We start from the raw sequence: 25579 nt of genomic DNA on the forward strand, positions 1-25579 counted from the left end.
TTCTTCCTACTTTTCTTCTTGCATTATAGCACTATCTTCCCAAGCCTGCTACAGGCAGCTTTTTCCGGGGTGCTTAACAATCCGGGATTTTATCACATTTTTTGACTTATTTTTTTTAGGAAAATGTAAATTTACGGTAAAAAAATCTGGCAGCTCAGCAAAGCCGCCAGATTTTTTGTTCCTGTTACAATTTTTAATAGCAAAATTTTCTAGAATAATCCCGTAATTCTACCTTCATCATCCACATCAATTCTCTCTGCTGCCGGTACTTTCGGAAGTCCTGGCATGGTCATGATGTCTCCGGTCAGAGCTACAATGAATCCAGCGCCTGCTGATACCTTCAGATTACGCACGGTGATATCAAAGTCTGTCGGTGCTCCAAGTTTCTTCGGATCGTCTGTCAGACTGTACTGTGTCTTCGCCATGCAGATTGGAGCATTACCGAATCCAATGTCGGTAAGCTGTTTTACCTGCTTCTGTGCTGCTGGTGTAAGAACCACCTTATTACCACCATAGATTTTCTGAACGATCTGATTCAGTTTGTCTTCAATCGTTCCTTCCAGCTCATAGCAGTACTGGAAATCACTTGGCTCATCACAGAGACGTACGACTTCCTCTGCAAGTTTCAGTCCGCCTTCGCCGCCTTTTGCCCATACTTCTGAAAGTGCAACATTGACTCCGACTTCTTTACATTTTTCCTCTACCAGATCAAGCTCTGCTTTGGTATCTGTCGGGAATGCATTGATTGCAACTACGCATGGAAGTCCATATACATTTTTGATATTGCTTACGTGCTTCATCAGGTTTGGAATACCTTTTTCCAGTGCTTCCAGATTCTCCTCATTCAGATCCGGTTTGGCAACTCCTCCGTTATACTTAAGAGCTCTTACTGTCGCTACGATTACGACTGCATCCGGTTTGATGCCTGCCATACGGCACTTGATATCCAGGAATTTTTCAGCTCCAAGATCCTCTCCGAATCCTGCTTCTGTAATTGCATAATCTGCAAGCTTCATCGCCATTCTGGTTGCTGTCAGGGAATTGCATCCATGTGCGATATTGGCAAATGGTCCGCCGTGTACGATAGCCGGTGTATGCTCCAGTGTCTGTACAAGGTTCGGTTTTAATGCATCCTTTAACAGTGCGCACATTGCACCTTCTGCATGAAGATCATGTGCTGTAACCGGCTTCTGATCTGCGATCTTACCGTATGTGTAACCAACGATGATCTTACCAAGTCTTTCTTTCAGGTCTGCGATATCTTTTGACAGGCAGAGGATTGCCATGATCTCAGATGCAACGGTGATATCATATCCATCTTCTCTTGGCACACCATTGACTCTTCCACCCAGTCCGTCTGTTACGAATCTGAGCTGGCGGTCATTCATATCTACGCATCTCTTCCATACGATCTTTCTTGGATCGATGTTCAGCTCATTTCCCTGATAAATGTGGTTGTCAATCATTGCAGCCAGTAAGTTGTTCGCAGCTCCGATTGCATGGAAATCTCCCGTAAAATGAAGGTTGATATCTTCCATCGGTACGACCTGTGCATATCCGCCTCCTGCTGCTCCACCTTTCATTCCAAACACCGGGCCGAGAGATGGCTCACGAAGGGCTACCATAGGGTGTTTTCCCATTCTCTGAAGTGCATCGGCAAGACCGACTGTTGTTGTTGTCTTTCCTTCTCCTGCAGGTGTCGGGTTGATTGCTGTGACAAGAATCAGCTTGCCATCTTTTTTATCTGATTTTTTCAGGAAATTGTAATCAATCTTTGCTTTGTATTTTCCATACTGTTCCAGATATTCTTCTGGAATTCCTGCTCTTTCTGCCACCTTTGTAATTGGCTCCATGGTACATTCCTGTGCGATTTCAATATCTGTTTTCATCATTCATATCCTCCTGATCGTATGTTTCTTTCATAATCTGAGCAGCCTTTTTTCCAGCCAGATGTATACATAACCCCCGTCGCCCCGCAGGAACTGTATACTTTGATGTAGCAAAGAAAAAAGGACAACACCTATCCTTCTTCGGATAAATGCTGCCCAGACGGTCGGCTTTCTACCAAGTATCTGATTCCCCTGTGGTACTCCACATTATCCGTCAGTCATCAGTACTTTTCTTTATTTTTTACTATATTATATGAAGTGTGAATTGTCAACCGTGCATTTTTTCTTTTCTTCATACGTTTTGAACCTCTTTCTTTACACCACTGCTCTATCTGTTCCTTATTTGCACCGATCAATTTACTGATCTGCTCCTACTCACCCTTTTTTATAATCGTCGATTCTTTTCCCATATGGTATTCTTTACCAAGTGTCCGCATAATGCTTCTCGATATCACATCCACAATGATAAATCCAAATGCAATTCCAAGACAGGTTTCCACTAATACCAGTGCATGTTCCGCTGCCATCTGAAAGTCTCTGCTTACGATCCCATACATCAGATAATATAATCTCGCTCCCGGCATCAGTGGGAATACTGCGGCTGTCAGGAAGATGGTGGATGGCGCACGGCTTACTCTCGACATGACAAATGCAAATCCTGCAACAAAGCAGGACGACACTACGACCGCCAGGAAGTTGCTCGGATACAGCTCATACACGATCAGATAGATTCCCCATGTAAAAAATGCTCCGATACCGGAATATAATACTTTCTTCCCACGTATCCTGAACCAGCTTGCAAGTCCCGTACAGCCAATTGTACAGGATATAAGCTGTGCTGCCACGTTAGCATTCATAATAAATCCTTCGGATGACACATCTTTAAACAGCAATATGGCCAGTGCGATTCCTGACGCGATACCGAATGCTCCTAATAATGAATTCATAACTTCCAGCGAACCGGAGATAAAGTTTCTCTGCATCACATCCCGCATACCGTTAATCGTGCCAAGTGCACTGACGAGCAGCATAACGATACCGATCATGATCCGGTCCGGATGATGTCCGATACCGGCCCTTACCGATACGACGATGACTACTTCAGATAAAAAGGCCAGAATCAGGTTGTAGATCATCAGGTTATTTTCCCGTTTGCTTAACCATTTTCCCACCAGAACAATCATCAGGCTGACTATACATGCCACAACTGCATCCTGAAAATCTCCTCCGAAGAATACAGCAAACCCGGTTCCTGCTACCAGTTCTGCGACTGCGGTAATGATCTCACTCTGGTCTTTTTTCTGCATGATCTTTTCGCAGCGCCGGATGACTTCTTTCTCGTCCGGCTTATGTGAACAGACATAACGCGAAAGATTATTCAGATGATTCAATTTATCAAAATCTGCACTGGTGGATTCAATATTACGGATCTGTGTCAGTATCTGTCCCTCCGGCGTCTCCACGGTAATCTGAATATTGCTCTGTGTTACAAACACATCATATCTTAAGAATTCATAGCTCTTACACATGCGGTATAAGCTATCCTCCACGCGGAATATCTCTGCTCCACACTTTAAAAGTCCTTCCCCTATATTCAAAATCCCCTGCACTAATCTGTCATAATTCATAGGCTGCTCCTTATTTTTATAGCTTCTTATATTGTTTTGAGATGTACATTATGTTAATGTTCCTGAGTACACCTGAATATTGCTTTCTGCAAGGTAGAAAGTATTTCACGTCTGATACACTTCAGATACCTCTATGTTTTCTTATTGGTTACATTTTTTGTGTTACTTTAGTTTATCATACACTTTATTCTTTTAATATATTAAAGAGGCACAAATTCTCTTAAAACCTTTGTGTCTGAGACACATACAGAGAACTTGCCACCTACAGTACCTGCCACTGGAAGCTCCTTACGGATGTTTTGGCAACCGGCAGCTTCTCTTGCATGCTATGATATAAAAAAATCAGTGCCATAATAAGAAATTATATTTCTCATCATGACACTGTTTATATTCTAAATAATTCTATTTTTTCCCAAGTATATTAAGATTCAACGCACTCTTTCCAATATGATACTCCCGCTTCAATGCATGCATGATACTTCTGGATGCCACATCTACGACGATGAATCCGAATGCAATTGCAAGACAGGTCGCAAGAAGAATAATCGTCTCATTAAAGGCCAGTTCTATATCCTGACTGACACAGCCATACATAACATAATACAGATTCGGTCCCGGAATCAGAGGGAATACCGACGCTGTCAGGAATATGGTGGATGGTGCCTTATTCACTCTGGACATGATAAATGCAAAGAATGCTACAAATACTGCTGCAATCATTGTTGCCAGAAAGTTACTTGGCTTCCATGCATAGATTCCTACATAGATTGCCCATGTAAAGAATGCGCCAATACTATTATACCATACCTGTTTTCCCCTGATCTTAAACCACAAGGCGAATCCGGTACATGCCACAGTACAGGAGATCAGCTGGATCGGTACACTATGATTCAGGATAAAATGATCCGACTCCCCTTCATGGAACAGTAAAATTGCAAGACCGATACCAAATGCAATTCCTGCAGCTCCAAGGAATGAATTCATGATATTGATAAAACCAGAGATAAAGTCTCTCTGAAGCAGATCCCTGATTCCGTTCGTTGTACTAAGTCCACTGATCAGAAGCATAACAATACCTATCATGATTCTGTCCGGATGATCTACAAATCCCATTTTCAACGCAATTATAATAATTATCTCTGATATAAATGAAAGAATCGCATTATAAACCATCAGGTTGCTTTCACGTTTTGCAAGCCAGTCTCCGACAGCCACGATCATCACTGATACAATAAGCGCTATAACTGCATCTCTGAAATTGCATCCGAAGAACACTGCAAATCCGGTTCCTCCCATGATTCCTGCAGCATATCTGGTAATTCGTTTTTGCGGCTCCCTGTTGATAACTTCCAAATATTTTTCACGAAGTTCTTTCTCATCCGGTGTATGCTGGCACACATAACGGCACAGATTATTCAGATAATCCAGCTGATCAAAGTTCGGCTCTGATGATTCGATATGTCTGATCTGCGTAATAATCTCGCCTTCTGGTGTCTCTACTGTAATCTGGATATTACTCGGAATAACGAATACATCTGATCTTTTAAATCCATAGCTTCTGCACATGCGGTAAAAGCTGTCTTCCAGTCGGAAATTCTCTGCACCACTTTGAAGCATCGCTTCTCCGATGTCCAGGATTCCCTGTACAATCTTGTCATAATTCATCTCATTTTACCCCTTGTTTTCTTCATAAAACTTCCTTTTTCTAAATTCTAACATTTGAATCATATCACGGATTTTTTATAAGTCAACATAATTATTGTAAAATAAAATAACAGTTTGTAATATCTCTTTTAGAAGTTCTTATATAGCTCTCCTGTAGTTGAATCCATAATGAATCCATAGATTTTAATATCCTTCGGCATAAGTGGATGATTACGAAGTGCAAATACCGTATCCTCCACCGACTGTTCCACACTGTCGAATCCGGCAAGCCAGCCTTCCAGGTCGATTCCACTGTTCCTTATGATATCCATATGCTTCTTATCAATTCCGCGTTCTTCCAGATCTTTTAGCAACACAGACGGATCCATCCCCTGTACACCGCAGTCTGTATGGCCGATCACCATGACTTCTTCTACACCAAGCTCCAGGATTCCTACCAGAAGGCTTCTTACCACACTTCCGTATGGATGAGTGATCACGCCTCCTGCATTCTTGATCATCTTCACATCGCCATTCTTCAATCCCAGTGCAGCCGGAAGGAGACTTGTAAGTCTGGTATCCATACAGGTAAGGATTGCGATCTTTTTATCCGGGTATTTGCTTGTTACATATGGCTCATAACCTTTTTCTTCTACAAATTTTTTATTGTATTCCAGAATTTCTTCTATCATATGCTGTCTCTCCTTGTAACCTTTTTTAGCATCTTTCTATTCTGAATTACATTTTACACCCGGAATCTAAAAAGCAGGAAAGCATTTTCTTATAATTTATTAAGATTACTTCTCTTTGTAAATATTTTGTTATATGATAATTCCATGATTCTATGAGATATCGAATAAAATCCATGATAATATAGTGAATAACACTAAGTAAATATTTACAGAAAGGAAATGCTATGCCTGATTATTATATTTCTCAGATTTCACACACTGACAAAACTGTAATCCAGGGTGTCACCGCCCTTCTTAATGCTGAAGGAATCCGCCTGGATGCCAACCTTGATTATACATGCGGTATGTACGATGATGAGATGAATATCATCGCTACCGGAAGCTGTTTTGGCAATACACTCCGCTGCCTTGCCGTAAGCTCTGAGCATCAGGGCGAGGGACTTATGAACCAGATTATCTCACATCTGATCGAAGTACAGTTTGAGCGTGGCAATACACACCTGTTCCTTTATACCAAATGTTCTTCCGCTAAATTTTTCGGGGACCTCGGATTTTATGAAATTGCAAGGATCGATGAACAAATTGTATTCATGGAAAACAGACGGACAGGGTTTAAAAATTATCTGAAAAAACTGGAAGAATCTTCTGCCCTGCAGCTTCAGACTCTTACAAAAGACACATCCGCTAACACTGCCACCTTGCAGTCTGACAACGCTCTGCCGGATACATCTACTGCCGACCGTAAGATTGCCGCCCTGGTCATGAACGCCAATCCGTTCACACTCGGCCACCAGTACCTGGTAGAAAAAGCAGCCCGTGAAAATGACCTGCTGCATCTTTTCATCGTAAGCGAAGATGCAAGCCTCGTCCCATTCAAAGTAAGAAAACAGCTCGTAATGGAAGGAACCGCACATCTTGACAACATCTGCTATCACGACAGCGGTCCCTACATCATCAGTAACGCAACCTTCCCGAGTTATTTCCAGAAAGATGAAAATGCTGTCATCGAAAGCCACGCCATGCTGGACTTAACAGTCTTCACTGAAATCGCACAGACACTCGGCATCAACCGCCGCTACGTCGGCGAAGAACCAACCAGCCTGGTTACAGGAATCTATAATAATATCATGTCAGAAAAACTACCTGAAAATGGTATAGAATGCATTATTGTTCCGAGAAAAACTGATGGAAAAAAAGCAATCAGCGCTTCTACGGTACGGCAGGCAATCAAAGATAATGATGTGGATACACTTAAGAAACTTGTACCGGAAAGTACACTGCGGTATTTTGAAAGTAAGGAAGCAAAAGAGGTTATTGAGAGGATACGGAATTCGGGAAATGTAATACATTATTAATTAGGGGTTTAATACACTATGCATGCTCCCACAATCCTAAAACATTAATGTTTCATATAAAAAAGAGAGAAGGGACCAGCCCACCAGAACCGGTCCCTTTTGCAGGATATCTCACCCCGCAATGGTAAAACTTTATGAGGAATAACAAACTAATTTGATAATGTCTATAATTTAATCACACCTAAGATCAGTCCGGCAATCAGACAGATAATGCTGACACCCCAGATCCAGAAGAAACATTTCTTAATATGATCCTTGATCTCAACACCTGCAAGACCAACACCAAGGAAGGTGGCAGGTACCACAGGACTGATGAATGTTGCACAGTTACGGCATACAACCATAACAATTGCAATGTGTGCAGCCTCGACTCCGAATTCGCCTGCGATGCTGATCAGGATCGGCATCAGACCGAAGAAGAAAGAGTCGGTATCGAATAATAGTGTAAATGGTACAGCCAGAAGTCCGATAATGATCGGAAGGAATCTTCCCATAGACTGAGGAATCAGTCCAGCCAGTACATTTGCCATGTGCATCATGATCTCTGACTGCTCCATAACACCTAAGAATACTCCGGCGGATAAAATAGTGGAGGCCATCATAATAGCCGGTCCGGAATGCGACTTAATAATCTTATTCTGAAGCTTTGCTCCAGGATAGTTGACAAATAATGCAATAACACAACCAATCATAAATACATAATAGGATGGTACTTGCACAAAGATCAGACATGCGATCACAACCAGTGTCAGGATCAGGTTAAAGATAAAGTTCTGAGGTCTTGCCAGATCATTTTCTTTCACACCTGATTCTCCCTCTTCTTCCTGCATCTCAAGTGCAGCTTTTGCCATCACTTCTTCTGTTCCGGCGCCTCTGCGTTTTTCGATATTTCCCCAGATGACTGCTGTCGCAAGTGCAATGATAATACCTACAATCTGCATCGGAAGAATCTGTAACCATAATTTATTCGGCTCAATTCCAAGAACGGTTGCCGCTCTCATCGTCGGTCCGCCCCATGGCAGAAGGTTCATAACACCCATGGCAGATACACAGATCAGCATCAGTGTTGTAGGTCTCATACCAAGTTTTTTGTATACCGGAAGCATAGCGGGGATTGTGATCAGGAATGTAGCGGCTCCTGCACCATCCAAGTGTGCGATCATAGCGATCAGACAAGTCATCACTGCAACTCCTACAACGTTACTTCCTACTTTTTTCATCAGTTTTCCGATGATCTTATCGAACATTCCCGCATCGGTCATAATACCGAAGAATAATACTGAGAAGATGAACAGTGCAGCGGTTCCGTGAACGCCCTCCACACCGGCCTGGATGAATTCACCCATTTCCTTAATTGTAAATGTTTTTGTCGCCACAAGAATAGCTGTGGTCACTGTTGATACACCAACGAACGCCAGTGCCGGAACCGTTACGTTCCTTAGAAGCAGAACAATAATTGTTATAACCGTTGCAAATCCAAGGACTGCAAGCATTGTTTCATTCATTTCTTCTTCCATCCTTTCCTTTGTACTTTTTTCGTTTTCCTCTTGATGGTTATAAGTATAAAAAAAGAACCTTACATACTTAAGAAATTCATCTTACAGTCTGTTAAGGTTCTTCTTTAAAATCGTTAAGAAACTGTTCTTTTTTCCGAACACTCTAGCCTTCTGCAGCCGCATCTCTTACGGCCTCTAACAACATCGTCGCTGATACCGGTTTCTCCACATAACCGTCAATAATATCCCTGCTCTTTGCCTCTGCAATCTCGCGGGTGATATGACTTACCATCAGGATCTTTTTCATATCCGGATACTTGCCCTGCACCGACATACAAAAATCAATCCCGCCGATATCCTCCATACTTTCATCCACGAACAATACATCCGCACCTTTACTCTTCAGATGCTCCAGTAATTCCTTTTTATTCGTAAATATCTGAATCTCAGCACCAAGTTTTGAAAAATTCTTCTGAAGCAGCTTCAGTACTTTTACATTATCATCTGCTGCCACGATTCTGATTCCCTGAGCTTCTTCTGTCCTGGCCAGTTCCATGCTCTCACTTTTCTCCATAACCGGAAGCAGAATATGAAATGTTGTGCCTATATCCTTTTCACTCTCCGCATAAATGTATCCTTTATGAGAAAGAATAATCTGCTCTGCAAGTGCCAGGCCTAGCCCGGTACCTTCCCCGCCCTTCTTCGTTGTAAAGAACGGATTGAAGATCTGACGCAGCGTCTCACTGTCCATACCACATCCATTGTCCCGGATCTCGATACAGATGTAATGCTCCCATGCATCATTCAAATGTTTCTTAAGCTCCTCATCCATCTCCTGATACGCCATTTCTTTTCCGCTGATCTCAATCTTACCTTCGATCTTATCCTCGTTTTTCCTGCCTTCATTCTTCTTGCCGATCGCATGGACCGCATTGACACAGATATTTAAGATCACCTGGTGAAGCTGCGTTGCATTGCCCAGAATACTCTGATCTGAAATGTCTATATGATTCTCCATATGAATTCCTGCCGGGCATACGGAATCTGCCATCTTCACCGCACGCCTTAACATCTGCGCTACCGGAACTTCTTTGTATACGGTCTCGACATTCTTACGGCTGAGTGTTGATATCTGGCGCACAACATCGTTTGCTTTCTCCGCTGCTTCATAGATCTCCATCACGCTGTCATATTCATCCGAATCTTCTGGAAATTCCATCAGCAACAATTCTGCATATCCCATGATCGGTGTCAGGAAGTTATTGAATTCATGTGCAATTCCGCCTGTCATTGTACCCATGATCTGCAGACGCTGCTGATGTGCGATCGTCTCTTCATTCTGATGGACTTCTTCTAATAATCCATTCAATTCTTTTAAATATGCATTTTCTGATTCAATCTGCTTCCTCTGGTGAAACATTTTCATTGCTAAAAAGAAGGCCAGCATCGAAATTGCAAGAATCCCTGCAAAAAGAAGTAAAAGTCCTGTAAATCCTTCCCGGATCGGCTGATAAAAATCACTGTAATCCGTCACACTGCTGATTACCAGAAAATCATCGCCTATTTTGGCCGGTGTATAGACGCTGATCTTTTTCACTCTTGGAAGGTTCTTCTTAGTCCACCAGTACGAATAATAGATGGACACTCCTTCCACACCTTTTTTCTGATCTTCTATCATCTGCTCCAGACTTGAAAAGTCCAGATCCGGGTACATCTTCTTTCTTCCTGCAATTACATCGATTCCCCACTGTTCATTATCCGGATGCATGAGTATCTTACCGTCCGAAGCTTTGATCACAATGTAACCGTTGCTTCCAATCTTAATATCGGAAATGATATTGTTATAATATTTTTCTTCGTCTACAACCAGACAGATACGTTTGCCTTCTGCAATCGTTTTTTTTACCACCATATATTTTTCCTGCTGCGTATACTCATCTTTCATCTGATAAAGAGATCTTACATCATCCATCTGTGCAATCTTAACCGGATCATGATACTGACGTCCGGATACACTTGTGATAAATGTCCCGTCTTCTTTTTCCCAGAACAGATCTTCGACAAATACTTCTTTCGTATTGATATAGCTTTGGAATATCTTCCTCGTCTCTTCTGATGACTGTACATCATCCAGCAATTCCAAACCATCAAAAAAGTCCAGATCATCTTCGTATTCCTGTATAGATGATTCCATATTCTTACTCAGGATCTGTGTCGTGATCTGCAGCTGATCTATCTGATTGGCCATCAGTGTATCCCTGTAATCTTTCCATATATGGATACCCGCCATAACAAAAAAAGCAAATAAAAGGACTGCTCCCGCAATCCATTTTCTACTCATTGTTCTGGTATTTCCATTCTTTTTCATCATATCACCAACTCCCCTTTTTACTTCACTATCAGTGAACAGTAACATGCTTTCTGCAAGGTTTTTTCAAACACATCCCGATCGAATTGACTTCAATATAGAATAATATTATAATGTTTTTATATGATTGTATAGCCTTTTCAGAAGGTTTTAGCAGATTTTAAGGAGGTTCCTGAAATGGCTGATAAAGTACTGATTGTAGATGACGACCCGGCCATCTGCAAATTATTAGAGAAAGTTATGAAAAGTAATGAGCTGGATCCGACCATTGCAATGTCCGGAAAAGAAGCTCTTAATATCATAAAGAATCACACATTTGATATTATCTTAATGGATGTTATGCTTGGCGACATGGAAGGTTTTGAGGTCATCAAAAAGATCCGTAATCAAGGTATCAGCACCCCGGTTATGATCGTCAGTGGAAGAAACGAAGACTATGATTCCCTGTACGGTCTTTCACTTGGTGCCGATGACTACATTACCAAGCCATTCCGTCCGCTGGTTCTTGGAGCCAAGGTAAAAGCACTGATCCGCAGGAATAAGAATCTGGTTCTGGACAGCTCCGATGTTCTGGAAGCCGGTCCGTTCAGCTATGATTCTTCTACCATGCGGTTCTATAAGAACGGAGAAGAACTGATCCTTTCTGCCAAAGAAAGCGCACTCCTTCTTCTCTTTATGAAGCACCCACAGCAGGTATTCACCAAAGATATGATCTATGAACATGTCTGGGGCAATACCGTCGCCATTGATGACAATGCGATCATGGTCTACATCAACCGTCTGCGCGGCAAAATCGAAGATAATAAACAAAGCCCGCAGCATATCATTACGATCCGCGGGCTTGGGTACAGGTTTATTCCTTAAACCTTGTTTCATACATACATTTTTGCAATGTACGCAGGAGTCTGTTCCGGATATCAGCCGGGATCAGCTCCTGTATTTTTTTGTTTTCGATAAGCAAATCACAAGTCTTCCTTCTAATAGCATGCTTCTTCCTCTTCTAATAACGAATCCAGAAAAACCGCTGTTGCCAGAATATCTGCACAGCCTCCTGCACTGATATTTCTCTGTATAAAGGACTGATCCATCTGAAGTAATATCTGCACTGCATCTTTCTGATAAGCGCCCTCATCATGCAAAAAGCGTCTGGCTTCCTGATGAACATTTTCCAATACTTCCGGACAAGTCCTTGAGAGAATGTTGGAATCCTGTACATGACTCATCAGTGTCATGAGGCCTTGGAGTTTGACAAGATTCCAGTCTCTTCCCTCTCTTTTTCCCTGCTGCAATACCGGAAGAGCTGCTTCTGTGACGGAAGGGTATCCCAGAAGTGCCTCTCCTCTGATGCCTGCTGTTCCATAAGCCCGCAGGTTCTTTATCCCGTTTGTCTGAAATCTTTCATTCAGATTCCCTGCCTCCGACGGCGAAACCAGATGCAGGATCTCTTCCTTTAAGACTTCGGCTGTCATAAGCTGTTCCATATGTACCAGCCCCCTGACAGTCATTCTTTTTCCTTCTTTTTTCATTCTGCCCGCTGCCGCACAGAAGATGCCAAGGGTGAAGACCAGTCCCTTGTGCGTATTCACGCCGCCGGTTGCCCGGTACATTTCCTGTTCTGCTGCGATCCCATAAGTTCTGATTTTCAGAAAAAGTTCACGGGGTGTCCCCTGGAAGGTCTCTCCTTCAAGAGCCATCCGCACAAACCAGGGGTGAAGTGCTGCTGCACTTCTTTCAAATGTATGCACATCCATATCGGTATGTGCTCCGGTCGTCGCAAGATCTACGAGTCCCGGTTTCGGAGTGGTATAGACTTCTTCCAGAAGTGCACGGTATGCGAGCGCCCCGATGTGCTCTGCTGTCTGCACTCCGGTCTGATTTAACATTCTTACAGCTTCCATCTTTCCCACTCCTTTCATTTATTTAGTCCTCAGAGAATTCAAATGGCTTTACTTCTCTTACAACATCCATGATCGTACCGTCACGGCTCTCGATGATTCCTACCACTCTGTCGCCGAATTCAACCTTCTGTGGCTCTCCTGCGATAGAGTAAGCAATATCTCTTAATTCTTCGATCGTCTTGAATGGAAGATCTACATCCTTCATGGCCTCGATCAGATCCTGTCTTCTAGGGTTGATTGCAATACCATAATCTGTTACGACTACGTCTACAGTCTCTCCAGGAGTTGTAACGGTTGTTACGTCTGTACAGATAGCCGGGATTCTTCCCTGAAGCAGCGGTGCGATAACGATCGAGCATTTTGCTCCTGCTGCTGTGTCCGGATGTCCGCCCTGTGCTCCTGTCAGCATTCCGTCTGATCCCACAACTACGTTACAGTTGAAGTGTACGTCTACTTCCAGTGCTGCAAGGATTACGAAGTCCAGTTTGTTTACAACTGCGCCCTTATTGAACGGGTTCGCATATTCTCCTGCACTGATTCGGAAATGTTTCAGGTTCTTTACAGATTCTACGGCTGCAAGGTCGAAGTCCTGTGTATCCAGAAGTACATCTACCTGATCATTGATCAGAAGGTCACACATAGGTTTTGTTAAGCCCCCGACACCGAATCTCATACGGATGTTTCTCTCTTTCATGATCTTGGCAAGTGAAATTGTAGATGCGATAGATGCACCACCTACACCTGTCTGATAAGAGAATCCATCTTTGAAATATGGTGTATTTACAACGAACTGTGTACAGTAATCAGCCATCATAAGCTTTCTCATATCTGTCGTCGGCTTTGCTGCTCCTGTGGCGATCTTCTTCGGATCACCGATCTCATCTACAACTACGACATAATCAACCTTTGTCATAGAAATGTGAGCCGGGAAGTTCGGGAATGGAACCAGGCAGTCTGTGATCGCTACAACCTTGTCTGCATGGTAAGCATCCGCCATCGCATAAGAAAGCACACCACAGTCAGACTTTCCACCGATACCACGGCAGTTACCATATTCATCTGCTGTCGGAGTTCCGACGAATGCGATATCGATCTGTGTCTCCCCGCTTTCAATCGCACGGACACGTCCACCGTGGGAACGCATGATTGCAAGTCCTTTTAATTTTCCATGAGAAATAGCTTCTCCAATCGCTCCACGTACACCGGAAGATTCGATATTTGTAATTGTACCATCTTCGATATATTCAACCAGTGGTGCATGTGCTTTACCAAGGGAACTTGCACAGATTGTGATATCTTTGATTCCCATATCGTGGATCTCTTTCATGACCATATTTACAACATAGTCACCGTCGCGGAAATGATGGTGGAAACTGATTGTCATTCCGTCTTTGATTCCACATTTTTCCAGGACATCGCGAATGTTATCCACAAGTTTGCTTCCGTTCGAGTTGATAACACATTTTGTCATTGGTCCCTGTTTTCTATATTCGTATCCATCAAAATGATGTGTTCCCTGAAATACTTCTTTTCCTGTAGCTTCCAGAATCTCTTCCGGAATGTCTCTTCCAACTGCATTAATCATCTTATAAATCCCCCTTGTACACGCCTGAGGCTTTTGCCAGACTGATCGTTCTCTTTGCGCCGTCGTAGAATGCGATATCGATCATCTTACCGTCTACTGTAAATACACCGATTCCCTGTGCCTTCTTCTCATCGATCTCTTTTACAACCTTTTCTGCAAAAATGATGTCTTTCTGAGATGGTGTATAGATCTCATGTACGGTGTTGATCTGTCTTGGGTTGATAATGGATTTTCCATCGAATCCCATAAGGTGGATCGTCTCTACGTCCTGACGGAATCCTTCCATGTTATCAAGGTCTGTGTATACCGTATCAAAGCACTGCACGCCTGCTGCTCTTGCTGCAATTACAAGGTTCTGTCTTGCTCCCATAAGCTCGATACCAGTTCCTGTGATGTGTGTCTGTAAGTCCTTTGTGTAATCTCCACCGGATAACGCAACTCCGAATAATCGGTCAGAAGCTTCGCAGATCTCAAGGGCATTCATCACACCTCTTGCAGATTCTACCGCTGCCATGATCAGGACACTTCCTTCCGGACGTCCGAACTCACGCTCTGCTCTTACAACTTCTTTTTCTACCAGTTTAACATCTTCTTCTGTCTCTGTCTTTGGAATACGGATCGCATCACAGCCGCCGGCTACCGAACAGCGGATGTCTTCCTTCCAGTAAGGAGAATCCAGGCCATTGATACGTACGACACGTTCGCATCCTCTGTAATCAATGCTTCTCAGTGCGTGGAACAGAGAGAATCTCGCTGCATCCTTCTGATTCTCAGCTACTGCATCTTCCAGATCCAGCATAATAGAATCTGGTTTGTAAATATATGGATCTTTGATAAGTCCAGGCTTCTGGGCATTCAAAAACATCATGGTTCTTCTTAAACGTTTTTTATTTGGATTCATTATCTGATCGCACCTCCCCATGGCAGATTATCTAACTGTTTTACAGAACGGAAAATTGCTCCTTCTACTCTTGCCTTGATCGTACAGTCAAGTGCTCCTTTATCAACGATTGCAATCTTCACATCGTCTACTCCAAGATTCTCAAGTGTCTCAAGGACAACCTTGCGAATCTGATTACCATACTGATTGATTACTGCGCTGTCTAATGACAGGTCGATCTTTCCTTCCCCGGCCTCTACCATTACCTGACAGTCACTGGATTCTAATGTTCCCGCTATTGCAGGTCTTTTAATCTCCATGTTTGTATCCTCCTCTTTCATTTATCTTGTGACTTTGTTTATCTCTTTATGGGTTTATCATAGTAATAAAACCTTACATCAAAGACATCTGTTTCCTTAATATTTGTTAAGAATTCGCAAAAAGGCCGCAGCCATGTAACAGCTGCAGCCTTTGTTTTTATATATAATCAAATATTCCTTGTATTGTATCCGTTATATCCATTACATAATTAATAGAGATTCTGTCTATAACTGAAAATCCTCTCATATTCAAATCCAACATACTAAGATTTTCACACTGTACATATTCTTTCCTGTTTTCCGTTTCTATCTCTATATGAAGTGGACTCTCTATATTATAATCAAATATCGGACATCCTATAATTTCTCCTGTCTCATTAAAAAAATCCTTACTCACAACTAATACTGGATTTTTAATTTTCTCCACTTTTAGAATATCGCCTTGATGGACCATTATTCCCATCCCTCTCTTCCGACTCTTTCTCCCCAATCATACTCTCCGTTTAGATTAAGCTTTCCTCCATACCGCTCTGCCCGTTCCTCCAATGTCTTATGTCTGAAAGGTTTTACTAACGTAATCATTCCATCAGATATTTTCACATCCAGAATATCATCAAGTTTTATATTTGCAGCTTTTAATATTTCTTTTGAAATGCGAATTCCCTGACTATTTCCCCATGTTTTTACTTGTGCCTGCATAAAACAACCTCCTTCGTTTTTTGTATATACATAGTATATACTATGCATATTTATATTTCAATTATTCTTTATTTTCTTTTTCTGGAAAATCCACTGGTAAAATCTTATAATGATTACAAAGAAAATAACATGCCAAATCAATTTAAATATACACTTTTGATACGAAAGGAGTTCTTTCAATATGAACGGAATAAACGTAACTATCACAGATATGATGAACTGCCGCGACCGGCGTGTAAGCATCCAGAACGAACTGATCAGTAAATATGATAAACCAGTCCTGTCTTTTTGCATGAACATCCCAGGACCGGTAAAAACCAACGAACAGATCCGGAAAGCTTTTGATTCCGGGAAAGCGGAATTATTAAAAGCTCTTTCTGCTCACAATATAACAATCCTTCACACCGAAGAATTCCACGAACCTTCCGGTGATGAACTGATCATGGCATTGGATGCCCCCGCCGAAGATATCAAGACACTTGCAACAGAAATCGAAGAAAGCCATCCTCTCGGACGGCTCTTTGATATGGATGTCATTGGAACTGATGGTATGAAGTTATCCCGCGGCACCTACCGCAAATGTATCATCTGCGGATGCCAGGCACAGGAATGTGCGCGGTCGAGGAAGCATTCGGTTGAGGAACTGCAGGCAAGGATTGAAGAATTGTTAAATCAATTTTTTATTTAATTCATGAAGCGTCGGCTCCCCGGGTCTCCATAAAACTTAGAAACTCACTCCCGGTTCTTATTATAAATAAACATCCAAAGCGCCATCGCACATATAATTACATAACCAAGCACACTATACCGATCCGGCACCTGCCCGAACAGGAAGAATCCAAGGATCGTAGAGAAGATAATCTGCGAATAATCGTAGATGGAGATTTCTTTCGCAGGTGCATGATAATAAGCCGCCGTGATTCCGAACTGACCGCCCGCAGCCGCAAGTCCCGCACCAAGAAGCGTCAGAATCTGTAATCCACTCATCGGATGAAAATCCAAGATCAGATATGGCAGCGTAACCACACAGGAAAATCCCGAAAAGAAGATAACGACCGAAGAACCTTTCTGTCCTCTCTGTCCCAGAATACGCACCATCGCATAAGCAATACCCGCACAGATCCCGCCGCACAGACCGATCAGTGAAGGGACCAGTGCCATGTTCGTAAATGTGGGTTTGATCACGAACAAGCTTCCGATAAATGCCCCGGCAACTGCCAATGCCTGCGCCGGTGTCATCTTTTCTTTTAACAGTAAAAATGAAAAGATGATAACAAAGAACGGGGACATCTTATTCAGCATCGACGCATCTGACAATACCAGATGATCCACCGCATAGAAGTTACACAGGATACCTACCGTACCAAATGTTGCACGCAGGATCATATACTTCAGATTACCCTTTTCAATCTTAAACCCATCTTTACTTCTTAGAATCATTATCAACGCAATAAAAAAAGCGACCAGATTTCTGAAAAAACTCTTCTGTACCGAAGGCAGATCACCGGAAAGTCTTACGAATGCATTCATAAATGCAAATGATAATGCTGATAATGTAATAAAAAATATTCCTTTGTACCTGGAATTCATACTATACACTTCCTCACAATTTTTTCGTTTTTACATTCTATGTCATGCCATTTATCTTACCACGAAAAATTTTATGTGTGAATATATCCAACTCTTGATCTTAATTTTGTACATACACTGTCTCTGGCGCATTTTTCAATGCATGCTCTAAATCTGCTCGTACTACAATTTCTTTATATTGTTGTATTTCACTCCAGATCAGCGTAATTCCGCTCTTAACTGATAGAAATCTAACAATATATATGGTAAAATATTCCTTGATTATGAAAGGAGAAATGCAAGTTGAAGCACCTCGAAACAATTATCGAAGAACGCAAAGAACGTTTTGTCAGAAACAGTCTGATGTCCGATGAGTTTCTCGATTTTATTAATAAAAACAAAAAGCCGATTGACAAACTGATGTCTTATTATCAGTGTGCCATTATGGAAGTAGAGACCAAATTTAAAGTATTAAACGAGCAGTATTCCCTGGAATATGACCGTAATCCGATCGAAGATATCAAATCCCGTGTCAAATCCATGGACAGCTTAATTAAAAAGATCCGCAGAAAGGATATTCCAATCACGATTCCCTCTATTGAGGAAAATATCCACGATATCGCAGGTGTCCGGATCATCTGTTCTTTCCCTGATGATATCTATATGCTGGCTGATTGTTTTCTTTCACAGGATGATATCACACTTCTCGAAAAAAAGGATTATATCAAGAATCCTAAACCAGGTGGATACAGAAGTCTTCATCTGATTATCAGTGTTCCAATTTTCCTGCAGGAAGGGAAACGAAACGTAACCGTAGAAGTACAGTTGCGTACGATTGCCATGGATTTCTGGGCAAGCCTGGAGCACAAACTGCGTTATAAGAAAAATATCCCGGCAGATAAAGCAAAATACCTGGAAGACGAAATGCTGGCTTGTGCCAAGATCAGTGCCGATCTGGATATGCGTATGCAGCATGTCCGTAATGTGATTGCAGAAAATGCAACAAAAAAGCACTGTGAAATTTGGTAATATTTCACAGTGCTTTACCACTACGATATTCTAAAGTGACCAACAATATCCTTTCTGCTTTGCAGGATATCCTCTTCGTAATTTTTCTGATACGGATCATTGTGATGTATCACATACGGTACTCCTTCTGCATTCCGCCTGTCAGAAATCACCCCTATATGATTCTTAAACACTACAATATCCCCACCCTGCCATTGTTCAATATCATTCACGTCCGTGGTCAGGCTGATTGCTGTATGTTCAAAATATATTTTCAGATTCTTCACTCTTCGGAAATCAATATTCTTATCCGGCTTATCTACATCATAATCCTCCGGATTCTTTCTGATATCTTCATCTACCAGCTCTCGTAGATCATAGCCGCTTTTCCTAAGTGCATAACCAACAACATCTGTACAGACTCCATACCTGTCATCCGGGTAACCCGTCTCATAATATTTACTCTTATAAACCGGCCTGGTCTGCACATAGGCCAGTGCATTATTCAAAATATCCATCTGATCATCTGTACCATCGTTATCTTTATCAACGCTGCTATGATACTGTACAATCTCCGTAGCATTATATTCATTCTTTGGACGATCTGCCTTCGTCAGTCCTACTACATCACGCCCCGCCAGGAATCCCCCAAGAGTCAGCCATATAAGAATCGCAATCGGAATCAAAATCCTGAATTTCATCTTTCTCGTCTTATGATGAAATACGATCATACCAGTAAATGCGCCAAATGCGCCGCCAGCAAATGCAGCACCAAGCAATGTTGCCTCGGGAATCCTCCACTGATGCTTTACCGCCTTTGCTTTATCCAGTCCATATAGAATAAATGCAACAACATTTATCACAACGAGATAATAGGATATTGGTGTTGCTGCCATAAGTAATTTTGCCATCTCCTGTTCCCCTCCTCCATATATACCTTCATTGTATCTTACCCCGTTCTAGCTTTCAATCAGAAAACGGATATAATTATAAACTTCTGAAAAATCAATTTTACACTGTCCTCCCCATATATATACCGGAACTTTGGAATCGAATCCATAAATTGCCGGATAATTTTCTTCATCAAAAATATAGACAAATACACGTCTTCCTTCTATATCTACCATCCAGTATTCTTTTACCCCTGCATTCGCATATTTCTGGAGTTTTGTAACCATGTCGCGTCGTCTGGTAGACTTCGATAACACTTCCAATATGAAATCCGGCGCACCATATATCCTGTTTTTATATAGCTTCTCCCGGTCACACACAATCATTACATCCGGCTCCACGATTGTCTTATCATCACAGTCAAGCTGTACATCTAACGGTGCGATCAATGGTATACATTTTCCCTGATTCTTCGCAACGAATTCCAGGAATCTTGCATAAATATATCCTCCCACCATCTGATGCAGCGTTCCCGGTGATGCCATATCATAAAGCACACCATCAATCAGTTCTGCTCTATGCTCATCCGGAAGGGCATAATAGTCTTCCAGCGTATACTCTCCCTGACGCTTTACTGTATAGGCGGTACTTCCGTCTTTCAAAACCGATGTGTAATGATTTTCCCGTTTTTCCGGCAAAAATATCTTTTCCAATGCATTCAATGTATCATAGCGCGGTGAGGTTGTTGCCCCTCCAAAAATCTTCTGCACCGTTCCGAGTGGTACTCCTGAAAGTTCAGCAATCTGTTCATTGGTGTATCCCATTTCTTTTTTCTTTTCTTTCATCTCTTGAATGTTCATGACCACACCTCTTTGCATCATACTTGATTTTATATAAACAACACTTATTTGTTAATATATTATATCATATCTATCATTTATATTCAACCATTTTCAAACCATTTAAAAGCCATATTCAAACCATTTGCAATCCACTCCGTTATTTGATTGAATTAAGCTGTAACATCCACATCTAATATTCGGAAATGATTTCTCTTCACTTCAATCAGTCCGTCTTTCTGCATTTTTCCAAGCTCATTTGACATCGCAGACCTATCTACCCCGAGATAATCCGCAAGCTGCTGTCTGTTATATGGAATGTCGAACTCATTTTTCCCACATTCCATCGCCTGATAAGACAGATACGATAACAATCGTCCTCTTATCGTCTTTGATGACGTATGAAAGATACGTCTGGAAAGATTCAGGTTCTTCTGTGCGGATATCGCAAGAAGGTTCTGCACCAGGTTTTGATGGAATTCACATGCATTCGGGCAGACCTTTAATATCTTTCGCACATCCAGGAACAGCACTTCACAGTCCGACATGGCGATTACATTTACCATCAGTTTTTCATCCAGCGCACAGGCATATGTCTCTGCAAAGATCTGCCCTTCTTTTACATAATCCAGGACGCTTCTGTTCCCCCAGACATCATCGTTTTCAATTAATGCACTTCCCGTTAACATGACTCCGATTGAAGCCACCGTATCTCCCGCGTGAAAAATAATCTCGTCTTTCTGGTATTTTCTTTTTTTGGCACTTAAGCAGTTTAACATCGATGCAACTTCTTCTTCACTTGCGCCTGCGAATATCTCCGTCTTTGTTAATGCTTTTAAGTTGACTCCTTCCATCTTCTTTTCCTCTCTACTTTTCTTACATCACGGTCTGATACAATAATACCATAAGCGGCATTGTTATAATCGACAGCAGGGTTGTCATAACATTGATCGCACTGGCATATTTGGAATCATTGCCATATACCTGACACATCTGTGTTACCGTCGATGCCGATGGTGTGATCACCGCCAGAAATACAATCAATAACAACTTCTTTCCATCCGGATGCCCGCTGACCAATCCACTTATTTTAAGCAGGATCAGTGAAATAACCGGCACAACAATTAACCGGAGGAACGAAATGAAATACACTCTTCCATTCGTAAATATCTTTTTCAGACTCATCTCCGCGATCAGCATTCCCGTTACGATCATACTCGCAGGGCCTATCATACTTCCGACAGAACTTAATGTCTGGTTCAATATCTCGGGAAGGCGGATCTTTGTAAAGAACAACACAACTCCTGCAAATACCGAAATCATATTTACATTCAATACGATCTTTCTCCAGTCCATCTTCCCTTCACGGCTTAAGATATTTTTTCCATGTGTCCAGATAAATACCAGCTGCACGCTCATGAATACGCATCCATATAGTACCCATTCTTTTCCAAGAATAAATGTTACGATCGGTACGATCAGATTTCCCGAATTGGAATAATAGATCGATGCTGTCTCTACTTCATTCAGATGCAGGATCTTTCCCACAGCCCATACCGCTGCCAGAAGAACTACCTGTAATAATACCGACGCTGCAAATACCAGCAATAGTTCTTTTACCTTTTCACTTGTGTAATCTACCTGAAATGCATTGATGATGACACATGGAATGATCAAATATAATACGATCTTGGAGATAACCTTACTGTCATCTCCTTTTAATAATCCCGCCTTCACTACAATGTACCCCATCAGGATCATCAGGAATAATTCTGCAATCTGTTTCATTAAAAGTATACTGATTTCCATAATAATCTCTCTTTTCTTTTTGTCCTGCTGAATTTGGCAGAATTTACTTTTGATACTCACATCATCATATACATGTTCCAAAATAATGTCAATCTTCCTTATTGCTTCCTAACTTCTGCAAGTCTATAATAAAGCTTATAACACCCATATGAGCTGCCTTGGATGATTATCGTCTGATATTGGCAGTTTTTCGAATAACGGGATATTTACAATTTGATTTTGGGAGGATGGACTATGAAGTACAAGAATATTATATTTGATTTTGGAAATGTGATTGGCAAATTTAAAGGAGATTATATTCTGGGGCAATTTACTTCCACACCGGAAGATTATGATATTCTTGCAGCTGCCATCTTCAAAAACTGGGTAGCATTAGATGCCGGAACGATTGATTATGACCAGAATGCCAAAGATACGATTGCCGGACTTCCGGACCGTCTGAAAGACACCGCCCGCGATTTCTTCGATAACTGGTTCCAGTATGTAGATCCGCTTCCTGAGACATGGGAATTCATCAAAGAATTGAAAGAACGGGGCGTTCCAATCTATCTGCTTTCAAATGCTTCTACCCGTTTTGCAGAACGTGCACTTGACGATCATCCGATTCTAAAAGAATTCGACGGTATCGTATTCTCCGCACCTCTCAAGATGGCGAAACCAGGACACGATATTTATTATCATCTTTTTAATGAATTTGACCTTCTTCCAAGAGAGTGCTTCTTTATCGATGATACGATTGAAAATGTAATTGCAAGTAAAGAGCTTGGTATGGAAAGTATCTTATTTACGGGCGATATTGATGCGGTTAAAAGGGCGATTGAGTTTTAATCAACCGCCCTGTCTCTGATAAATTCTTCTCATGCTTTGACACTGTTGTCACACACCCGGACTCTATTTCGTATCAAATCTGGTCACAATCATATGAATGATATAAGGAATCAGGATTACCGGAATCGCCAGATATGCCAGTGCACTGTAAGCCTTCTGGATCAATGTCAGAAGTCCGAACTGTGCAATTCCAAAATCAACCAGACAGCAGATCAATGCAGCAATTACAGTTCTTACAACTGGCTTTCCTTCCGCTGCCTGCTGGTTCTTTTCTTCCTTTTTATCTTTGTTCTCAATCTTCTCAATGCCATTACAGATACGCTTTACCATAGCCGCAACCATATTTACCGCAGTTGATACCGCACCAAGAATAATAAGAACAGAGATCAGCGGTGTCATGAATCCGCTTCCGACACCGAATACCATATCTGCTTCCTGATATACCGGAAGTGCCCGCTTGCCTCCAATCACCAGAACCGTCTTTCCGTACGATTCACACACCGGTCCGATCTTGTCATATATCTTATCGCCAATTGAATAGCTTGGCAGATGTACTTCATAATTTTCAAGTTTCATAATATAGGCCTCCTTTTTTCTCTCTATTGTAACAAGTTCATTCCGATTACACCAGTAGGAATTTTAACAAATTATCACTTTACCTTATTAAAAACTACAATTCACATGTCAAGAAAACAGTAACGTCCTCTTTCCAATACCTTGTATTCCAACCAGAAAAAGGACGCCTGATTTTCATCAGACGTCCCTGTCATAGTCATAATTCTATCTATTTTATTTACTGCTCTGTGCACTCATTTCCAGCTTCATTCTTTCTGAAAACCTGTCCCACTACATATAAGACAGCCGCAACTGCCATACCATTGATAGAGGCGATACCCCATGATACCACATTGGCAACCACTGCACCTGCGATCACTCCGATTACTGCAAACCAGTTTACCACTTCCAGATTCTCGTCTGGCTTTTCATAGTCCTTCTTATTCATGAAATAAGAAATGACCAGGATAATTCCTACCGGTGGAAGTGTACAGTTTAGTACATTCAGCCAGTTACAGAAGTTGTAATAAAGCCATACAGATAACAGTGTTCCGACAATTCCGGCAATCAGTACCATCGGCTTTTTCTTCTGATTGAAGATGTTAGCAAGTCCAAGACCGGATGAATATAATGCATTATCATTCGTTGTCCAGATGTTAAGTCCCAATACCAGGATTGCAAGATAGAACAGATTCAGGCGGATCATAACTTCAAAGATATCATTACCACCAACGAAAATGTAAGCAATTGCACCAAAGAAGAACATCAGCGAGTTTCCGATAAAGAATGCAACCACCGTCGCAATCGTTCCAGACTTTGCATCTTTTGCAAATCTCGAAAAGTTCGGAGTCGCCGTTCCACCGGATACGAAAGATCCGACAACCATTCCGGCTCCCCCGATAACGCTGATCGTTCCACTGGATTTTGCGAACTGGTCGATGATTGTTCCGTCACCTCTTTGTACCGCAAGTATCATAGCCACTGTTCCAAGGATTGCTACCAGCGGAACTGCAATATAACTGATCACTGTCAGTGAATCAATTCCAAAATATGCGGAAGCAGTCATACATCCACCTGCTACAATAACCAGTGCCCACATCGCGATCTTGCTACCGCCAAGCAGTTCACCGGATACCGGAATTGCGAACATTGCAACTCCTACACCGAACCATCCGATCTGTGTAAAACTGATCATTGCCGAAGAAAGGTAAGATCCCTTCTCTCCGAATGCACGCTTTGCCAGAAGGTCCATGCTAAGTCCGGTCTTCGCACCTACATATCCCAGAAGTCCTGTATAGACTCCAAGGATGATACCACCTAAGATCAATGACTTAATAAATCCATAAAAATCAAGTCCTTCCGCAAGCTGCTGTCCTACCCACATGCTGGCCGAGAAAAATGTGAATCCAAGCATGATCATGAACATGGTCAAGAATCCTTTTCTTCCCTCTTTGGGTACAGCGCATTCTGCGTAGTCGATGTCTGTTGCTTTTTCTGTCGTTATTTCTTTTTTCATTCTTATCTCCCGATTCATTTCCACTAACTAATCTTTTTTTACAACTCTCTGGAGTGTGCCTTAAAAATATTTTCTATAAAATTCACCACACAGCGGGCATGTAAATTACA

The 25579-nt window shown here is 41.9% G+C and carries 24 protein-coding genes and 1 riboswitch; of the genes, 5 read left to right on the top strand and 19 right to left on the bottom strand.

Going from position 1 to position 25579, the window contains the following annotated elements; all coding sequences use genetic code 11:
• Positions 1-209: 209 nt before the first annotated feature.
• From ACWJAF_RS02915 to ACWJAF_RS02930, 4 genes are all read right to left on the bottom strand, one after another.
• Positions 210-1889 carry a formate--tetrahydrofolate ligase gene (locus ACWJAF_RS02915; protein ID WP_448862229.1) on the bottom strand — a complete coding sequence of 560 codons (1680 nt, stop codon included), beginning with the start codon at positions 1887-1889 and terminating at the stop codon, positions 210-212.
• Positions 1890-2036: 147 nt separating this feature from the next.
• Positions 2037-2121: riboswitch (ZMP/ZTP riboswitch) on the bottom strand.
• 139 nt (positions 2122-2260) lie between these two features.
• Complete coding sequence (locus ACWJAF_RS02920) at positions 2261-3517, bottom strand: threonine/serine ThrE exporter family protein (protein ID WP_448862073.1); 1257 nt, start codon at positions 3515-3517, stop codon at positions 2261-2263.
• A gap of 402 nt (positions 3518-3919) precedes the next feature.
• Positions 3920-5182, bottom strand: a complete 1263-nt coding sequence (locus ACWJAF_RS02925; protein WP_448862075.1) for a threonine/serine exporter family protein — start codon at positions 5180-5182, stop codon at positions 3920-3922.
• Positions 5183-5310: 128 nt separating this feature from the next.
• Positions 5311-5853, bottom strand: coding sequence for a beta-class carbonic anhydrase (locus tag ACWJAF_RS02930; protein ID WP_448862077.1), 543 nt, complete (start codon positions 5851-5853; stop codon positions 5311-5313).
• A 224-nt stretch (positions 5854-6077) separates the two neighbouring features.
• Between ACWJAF_RS02930 and ACWJAF_RS02935 the strand changes: the two genes are divergently transcribed.
• Positions 6078-7208 (top strand): [citrate (pro-3S)-lyase] ligase, encoded by a 1131-nt coding sequence (locus ACWJAF_RS02935; RefSeq protein WP_448862079.1) that lies wholly within the window; start codon positions 6078-6080, stop codon positions 7206-7208.
• 164 nt (positions 7209-7372) lie between these two features.
• Here the strand turns inward: ACWJAF_RS02935 and ACWJAF_RS02940 are convergent, their stop codons facing one another.
• Together ACWJAF_RS02940 and ACWJAF_RS02945 are read right to left on the bottom strand one after the other, a co-directional pair.
• On the bottom strand, positions 7373-8713 hold the full coding sequence (locus ACWJAF_RS02940; RefSeq protein WP_448862081.1) for a CitMHS family transporter: 1341 nt from the start codon (positions 8711-8713) through the stop codon (positions 7373-7375).
• A 154-nt stretch (positions 8714-8867) separates the two neighbouring features.
• Positions 8868-11075: an ATP-binding protein gene (locus ACWJAF_RS02945; protein WP_448862083.1), complete on the bottom strand. Its 2208-nt coding sequence runs from the start codon at positions 11073-11075 to the stop codon at positions 8868-8870.
• 174 nt (positions 11076-11249) lie between these two features.
• On the opposite strand from ACWJAF_RS02945, the gene ACWJAF_RS02950 reads away from it, so the two are divergent.
• Complete coding sequence (locus ACWJAF_RS02950) at positions 11250-11936, top strand: response regulator transcription factor (RefSeq protein ID WP_296091672.1); 687 nt, start codon at positions 11250-11252, stop codon at positions 11934-11936.
• 113 nt (positions 11937-12049) lie between these two features.
• Here the strand turns inward: ACWJAF_RS02950 and citG are convergent, their stop codons facing one another.
• The 6 genes from citG to ACWJAF_RS02980 all read right to left on the bottom strand — a co-directional run bounded on the left by citG (position 12050) and on the right by ACWJAF_RS02980 (position 16454).
• Positions 12050-12970, bottom strand: coding sequence for a triphosphoribosyl-dephospho-CoA synthase CitG (gene citG / locus ACWJAF_RS02955; protein ID WP_448862085.1), 921 nt, complete (start codon positions 12968-12970; stop codon positions 12050-12052).
• A gap of 22 nt (positions 12971-12992) precedes the next feature.
• A complete protein-coding gene (gene citF, locus ACWJAF_RS02960) occupies positions 12993-14555 on the bottom strand; it encodes a citrate lyase subunit alpha (RefSeq protein ID WP_448862086.1) in 1563 nt (520 codons plus the stop codon).
• 1 nt (position 14556) lies between these two features.
• Positions 14557-15456 (bottom strand): aldolase/citrate lyase family protein, encoded by a 900-nt coding sequence (locus ACWJAF_RS02965; RefSeq protein ID WP_448862088.1) that lies wholly within the window; start codon positions 15454-15456, stop codon positions 14557-14559.
• A complete protein-coding gene (gene citD, locus ACWJAF_RS02970; protein WP_288663570.1) occupies positions 15456-15755 on the bottom strand; it encodes a citrate lyase acyl carrier protein in 300 nt (99 codons plus the stop codon). Before citD ends, ACWJAF_RS02965 begins: the two co-directional genes overlap by 1 nt.
• Before the next feature lie 157 nt (positions 15756-15912).
• Complete coding sequence (locus tag ACWJAF_RS02975) at positions 15913-16218, bottom strand: type II toxin-antitoxin system PemK/MazF family toxin (protein WP_296091689.1); 306 nt, start codon at positions 16216-16218, stop codon at positions 15913-15915.
• Complete coding sequence (locus tag ACWJAF_RS02980; protein WP_028086491.1) at positions 16209-16454, bottom strand: AbrB/MazE/SpoVT family DNA-binding domain-containing protein; 246 nt, start codon at positions 16452-16454, stop codon at positions 16209-16211. Before ACWJAF_RS02980 ends, ACWJAF_RS02975 begins: the two co-directional genes overlap by 10 nt.
• A 181-nt stretch (positions 16455-16635) precedes the next feature.
• On the opposite strand from ACWJAF_RS02980, the gene citX reads away from it, so the two are divergent.
• A complete protein-coding gene (gene citX / locus ACWJAF_RS02985; RefSeq protein ID WP_448862091.1) occupies positions 16636-17142 on the top strand; it encodes a citrate lyase holo-[acyl-carrier protein] synthase in 507 nt (168 codons plus the stop codon).
• 44 nt (positions 17143-17186) lie between these two features.
• Here citX and ACWJAF_RS02990 read toward each other — a convergent pair whose 3' ends face one another.
• Positions 17187-18044, bottom strand: a complete 858-nt coding sequence (locus tag ACWJAF_RS02990; protein WP_448862092.1) for a DMT family transporter — start codon at positions 18042-18044, stop codon at positions 17187-17189.
• A 342-nt stretch (positions 18045-18386) separates the two neighbouring features.
• On the opposite strand from ACWJAF_RS02990, the gene ACWJAF_RS02995 reads away from it, so the two are divergent.
• On the top strand, positions 18387-19052 hold the full coding sequence (locus tag ACWJAF_RS02995) for a GTP pyrophosphokinase (RefSeq protein ID WP_448862231.1): 666 nt from the start codon (positions 18387-18389) through the stop codon (positions 19050-19052).
• Positions 19053-19072: 20 nt separating this feature from the next.
• On the opposite strand, the gene ACWJAF_RS03000 is transcribed toward ACWJAF_RS02995, so the two are convergent.
• The 4 genes from ACWJAF_RS03000 to ACWJAF_RS03015 form a co-directional block, all read right to left on the bottom strand.
• On the bottom strand, positions 19073-19942 hold the full coding sequence (locus tag ACWJAF_RS03000; RefSeq protein ID WP_448862093.1) for a DUF1287 domain-containing protein: 870 nt from the start codon (positions 19940-19942) through the stop codon (positions 19073-19075).
• Between the two features lie 48 nt (positions 19943-19990).
• Complete coding sequence (locus tag ACWJAF_RS03005; RefSeq protein ID WP_448862095.1) at positions 19991-20782, bottom strand: Uma2 family endonuclease; 792 nt, start codon at positions 20780-20782, stop codon at positions 19991-19993.
• 152 nt (positions 20783-20934) lie between these two features.
• A complete protein-coding gene (locus ACWJAF_RS03010) occupies positions 20935-21615 on the bottom strand; it encodes a Crp/Fnr family transcriptional regulator (protein ID WP_448862097.1) in 681 nt (226 codons plus the stop codon).
• A 22-nt stretch (positions 21616-21637) separates the two neighbouring features.
• Positions 21638-22570 (bottom strand): AEC family transporter, encoded by a 933-nt coding sequence (locus tag ACWJAF_RS03015; protein WP_448862099.1) that lies wholly within the window; start codon positions 22568-22570, stop codon positions 21638-21640.
• Between the two features lie 234 nt (positions 22571-22804).
• On the opposite strand from ACWJAF_RS03015, the gene ACWJAF_RS03020 reads away from it, so the two are divergent.
• Positions 22805-23398 carry an HAD family hydrolase gene (locus ACWJAF_RS03020; protein ID WP_448862101.1) on the top strand — a complete coding sequence of 198 codons (594 nt, stop codon included), beginning with the start codon at positions 22805-22807 and terminating at the stop codon, positions 23396-23398.
• Positions 23399-23461: 63 nt separating this feature from the next.
• On the opposite strand, the gene ACWJAF_RS03025 is transcribed toward ACWJAF_RS03020, so the two are convergent.
• Both ACWJAF_RS03025 and codB read right to left on the bottom strand, forming a co-directional pair.
• On the bottom strand, positions 23462-23974 hold the full coding sequence (locus tag ACWJAF_RS03025; protein ID WP_448862103.1) for a hypothetical protein: 513 nt from the start codon (positions 23972-23974) through the stop codon (positions 23462-23464).
• 217 nt (positions 23975-24191) lie between these two features.
• Positions 24192-25469: a cytosine permease gene (gene codB, locus ACWJAF_RS03030; RefSeq protein WP_448862105.1), complete on the bottom strand. Its 1278-nt coding sequence runs from the start codon at positions 25467-25469 to the stop codon at positions 24192-24194.
• Between the last annotated feature and the right edge of the window lie 110 nt (positions 25470-25579).

This window comes from Dorea sp., assembly GCF_977044405.1.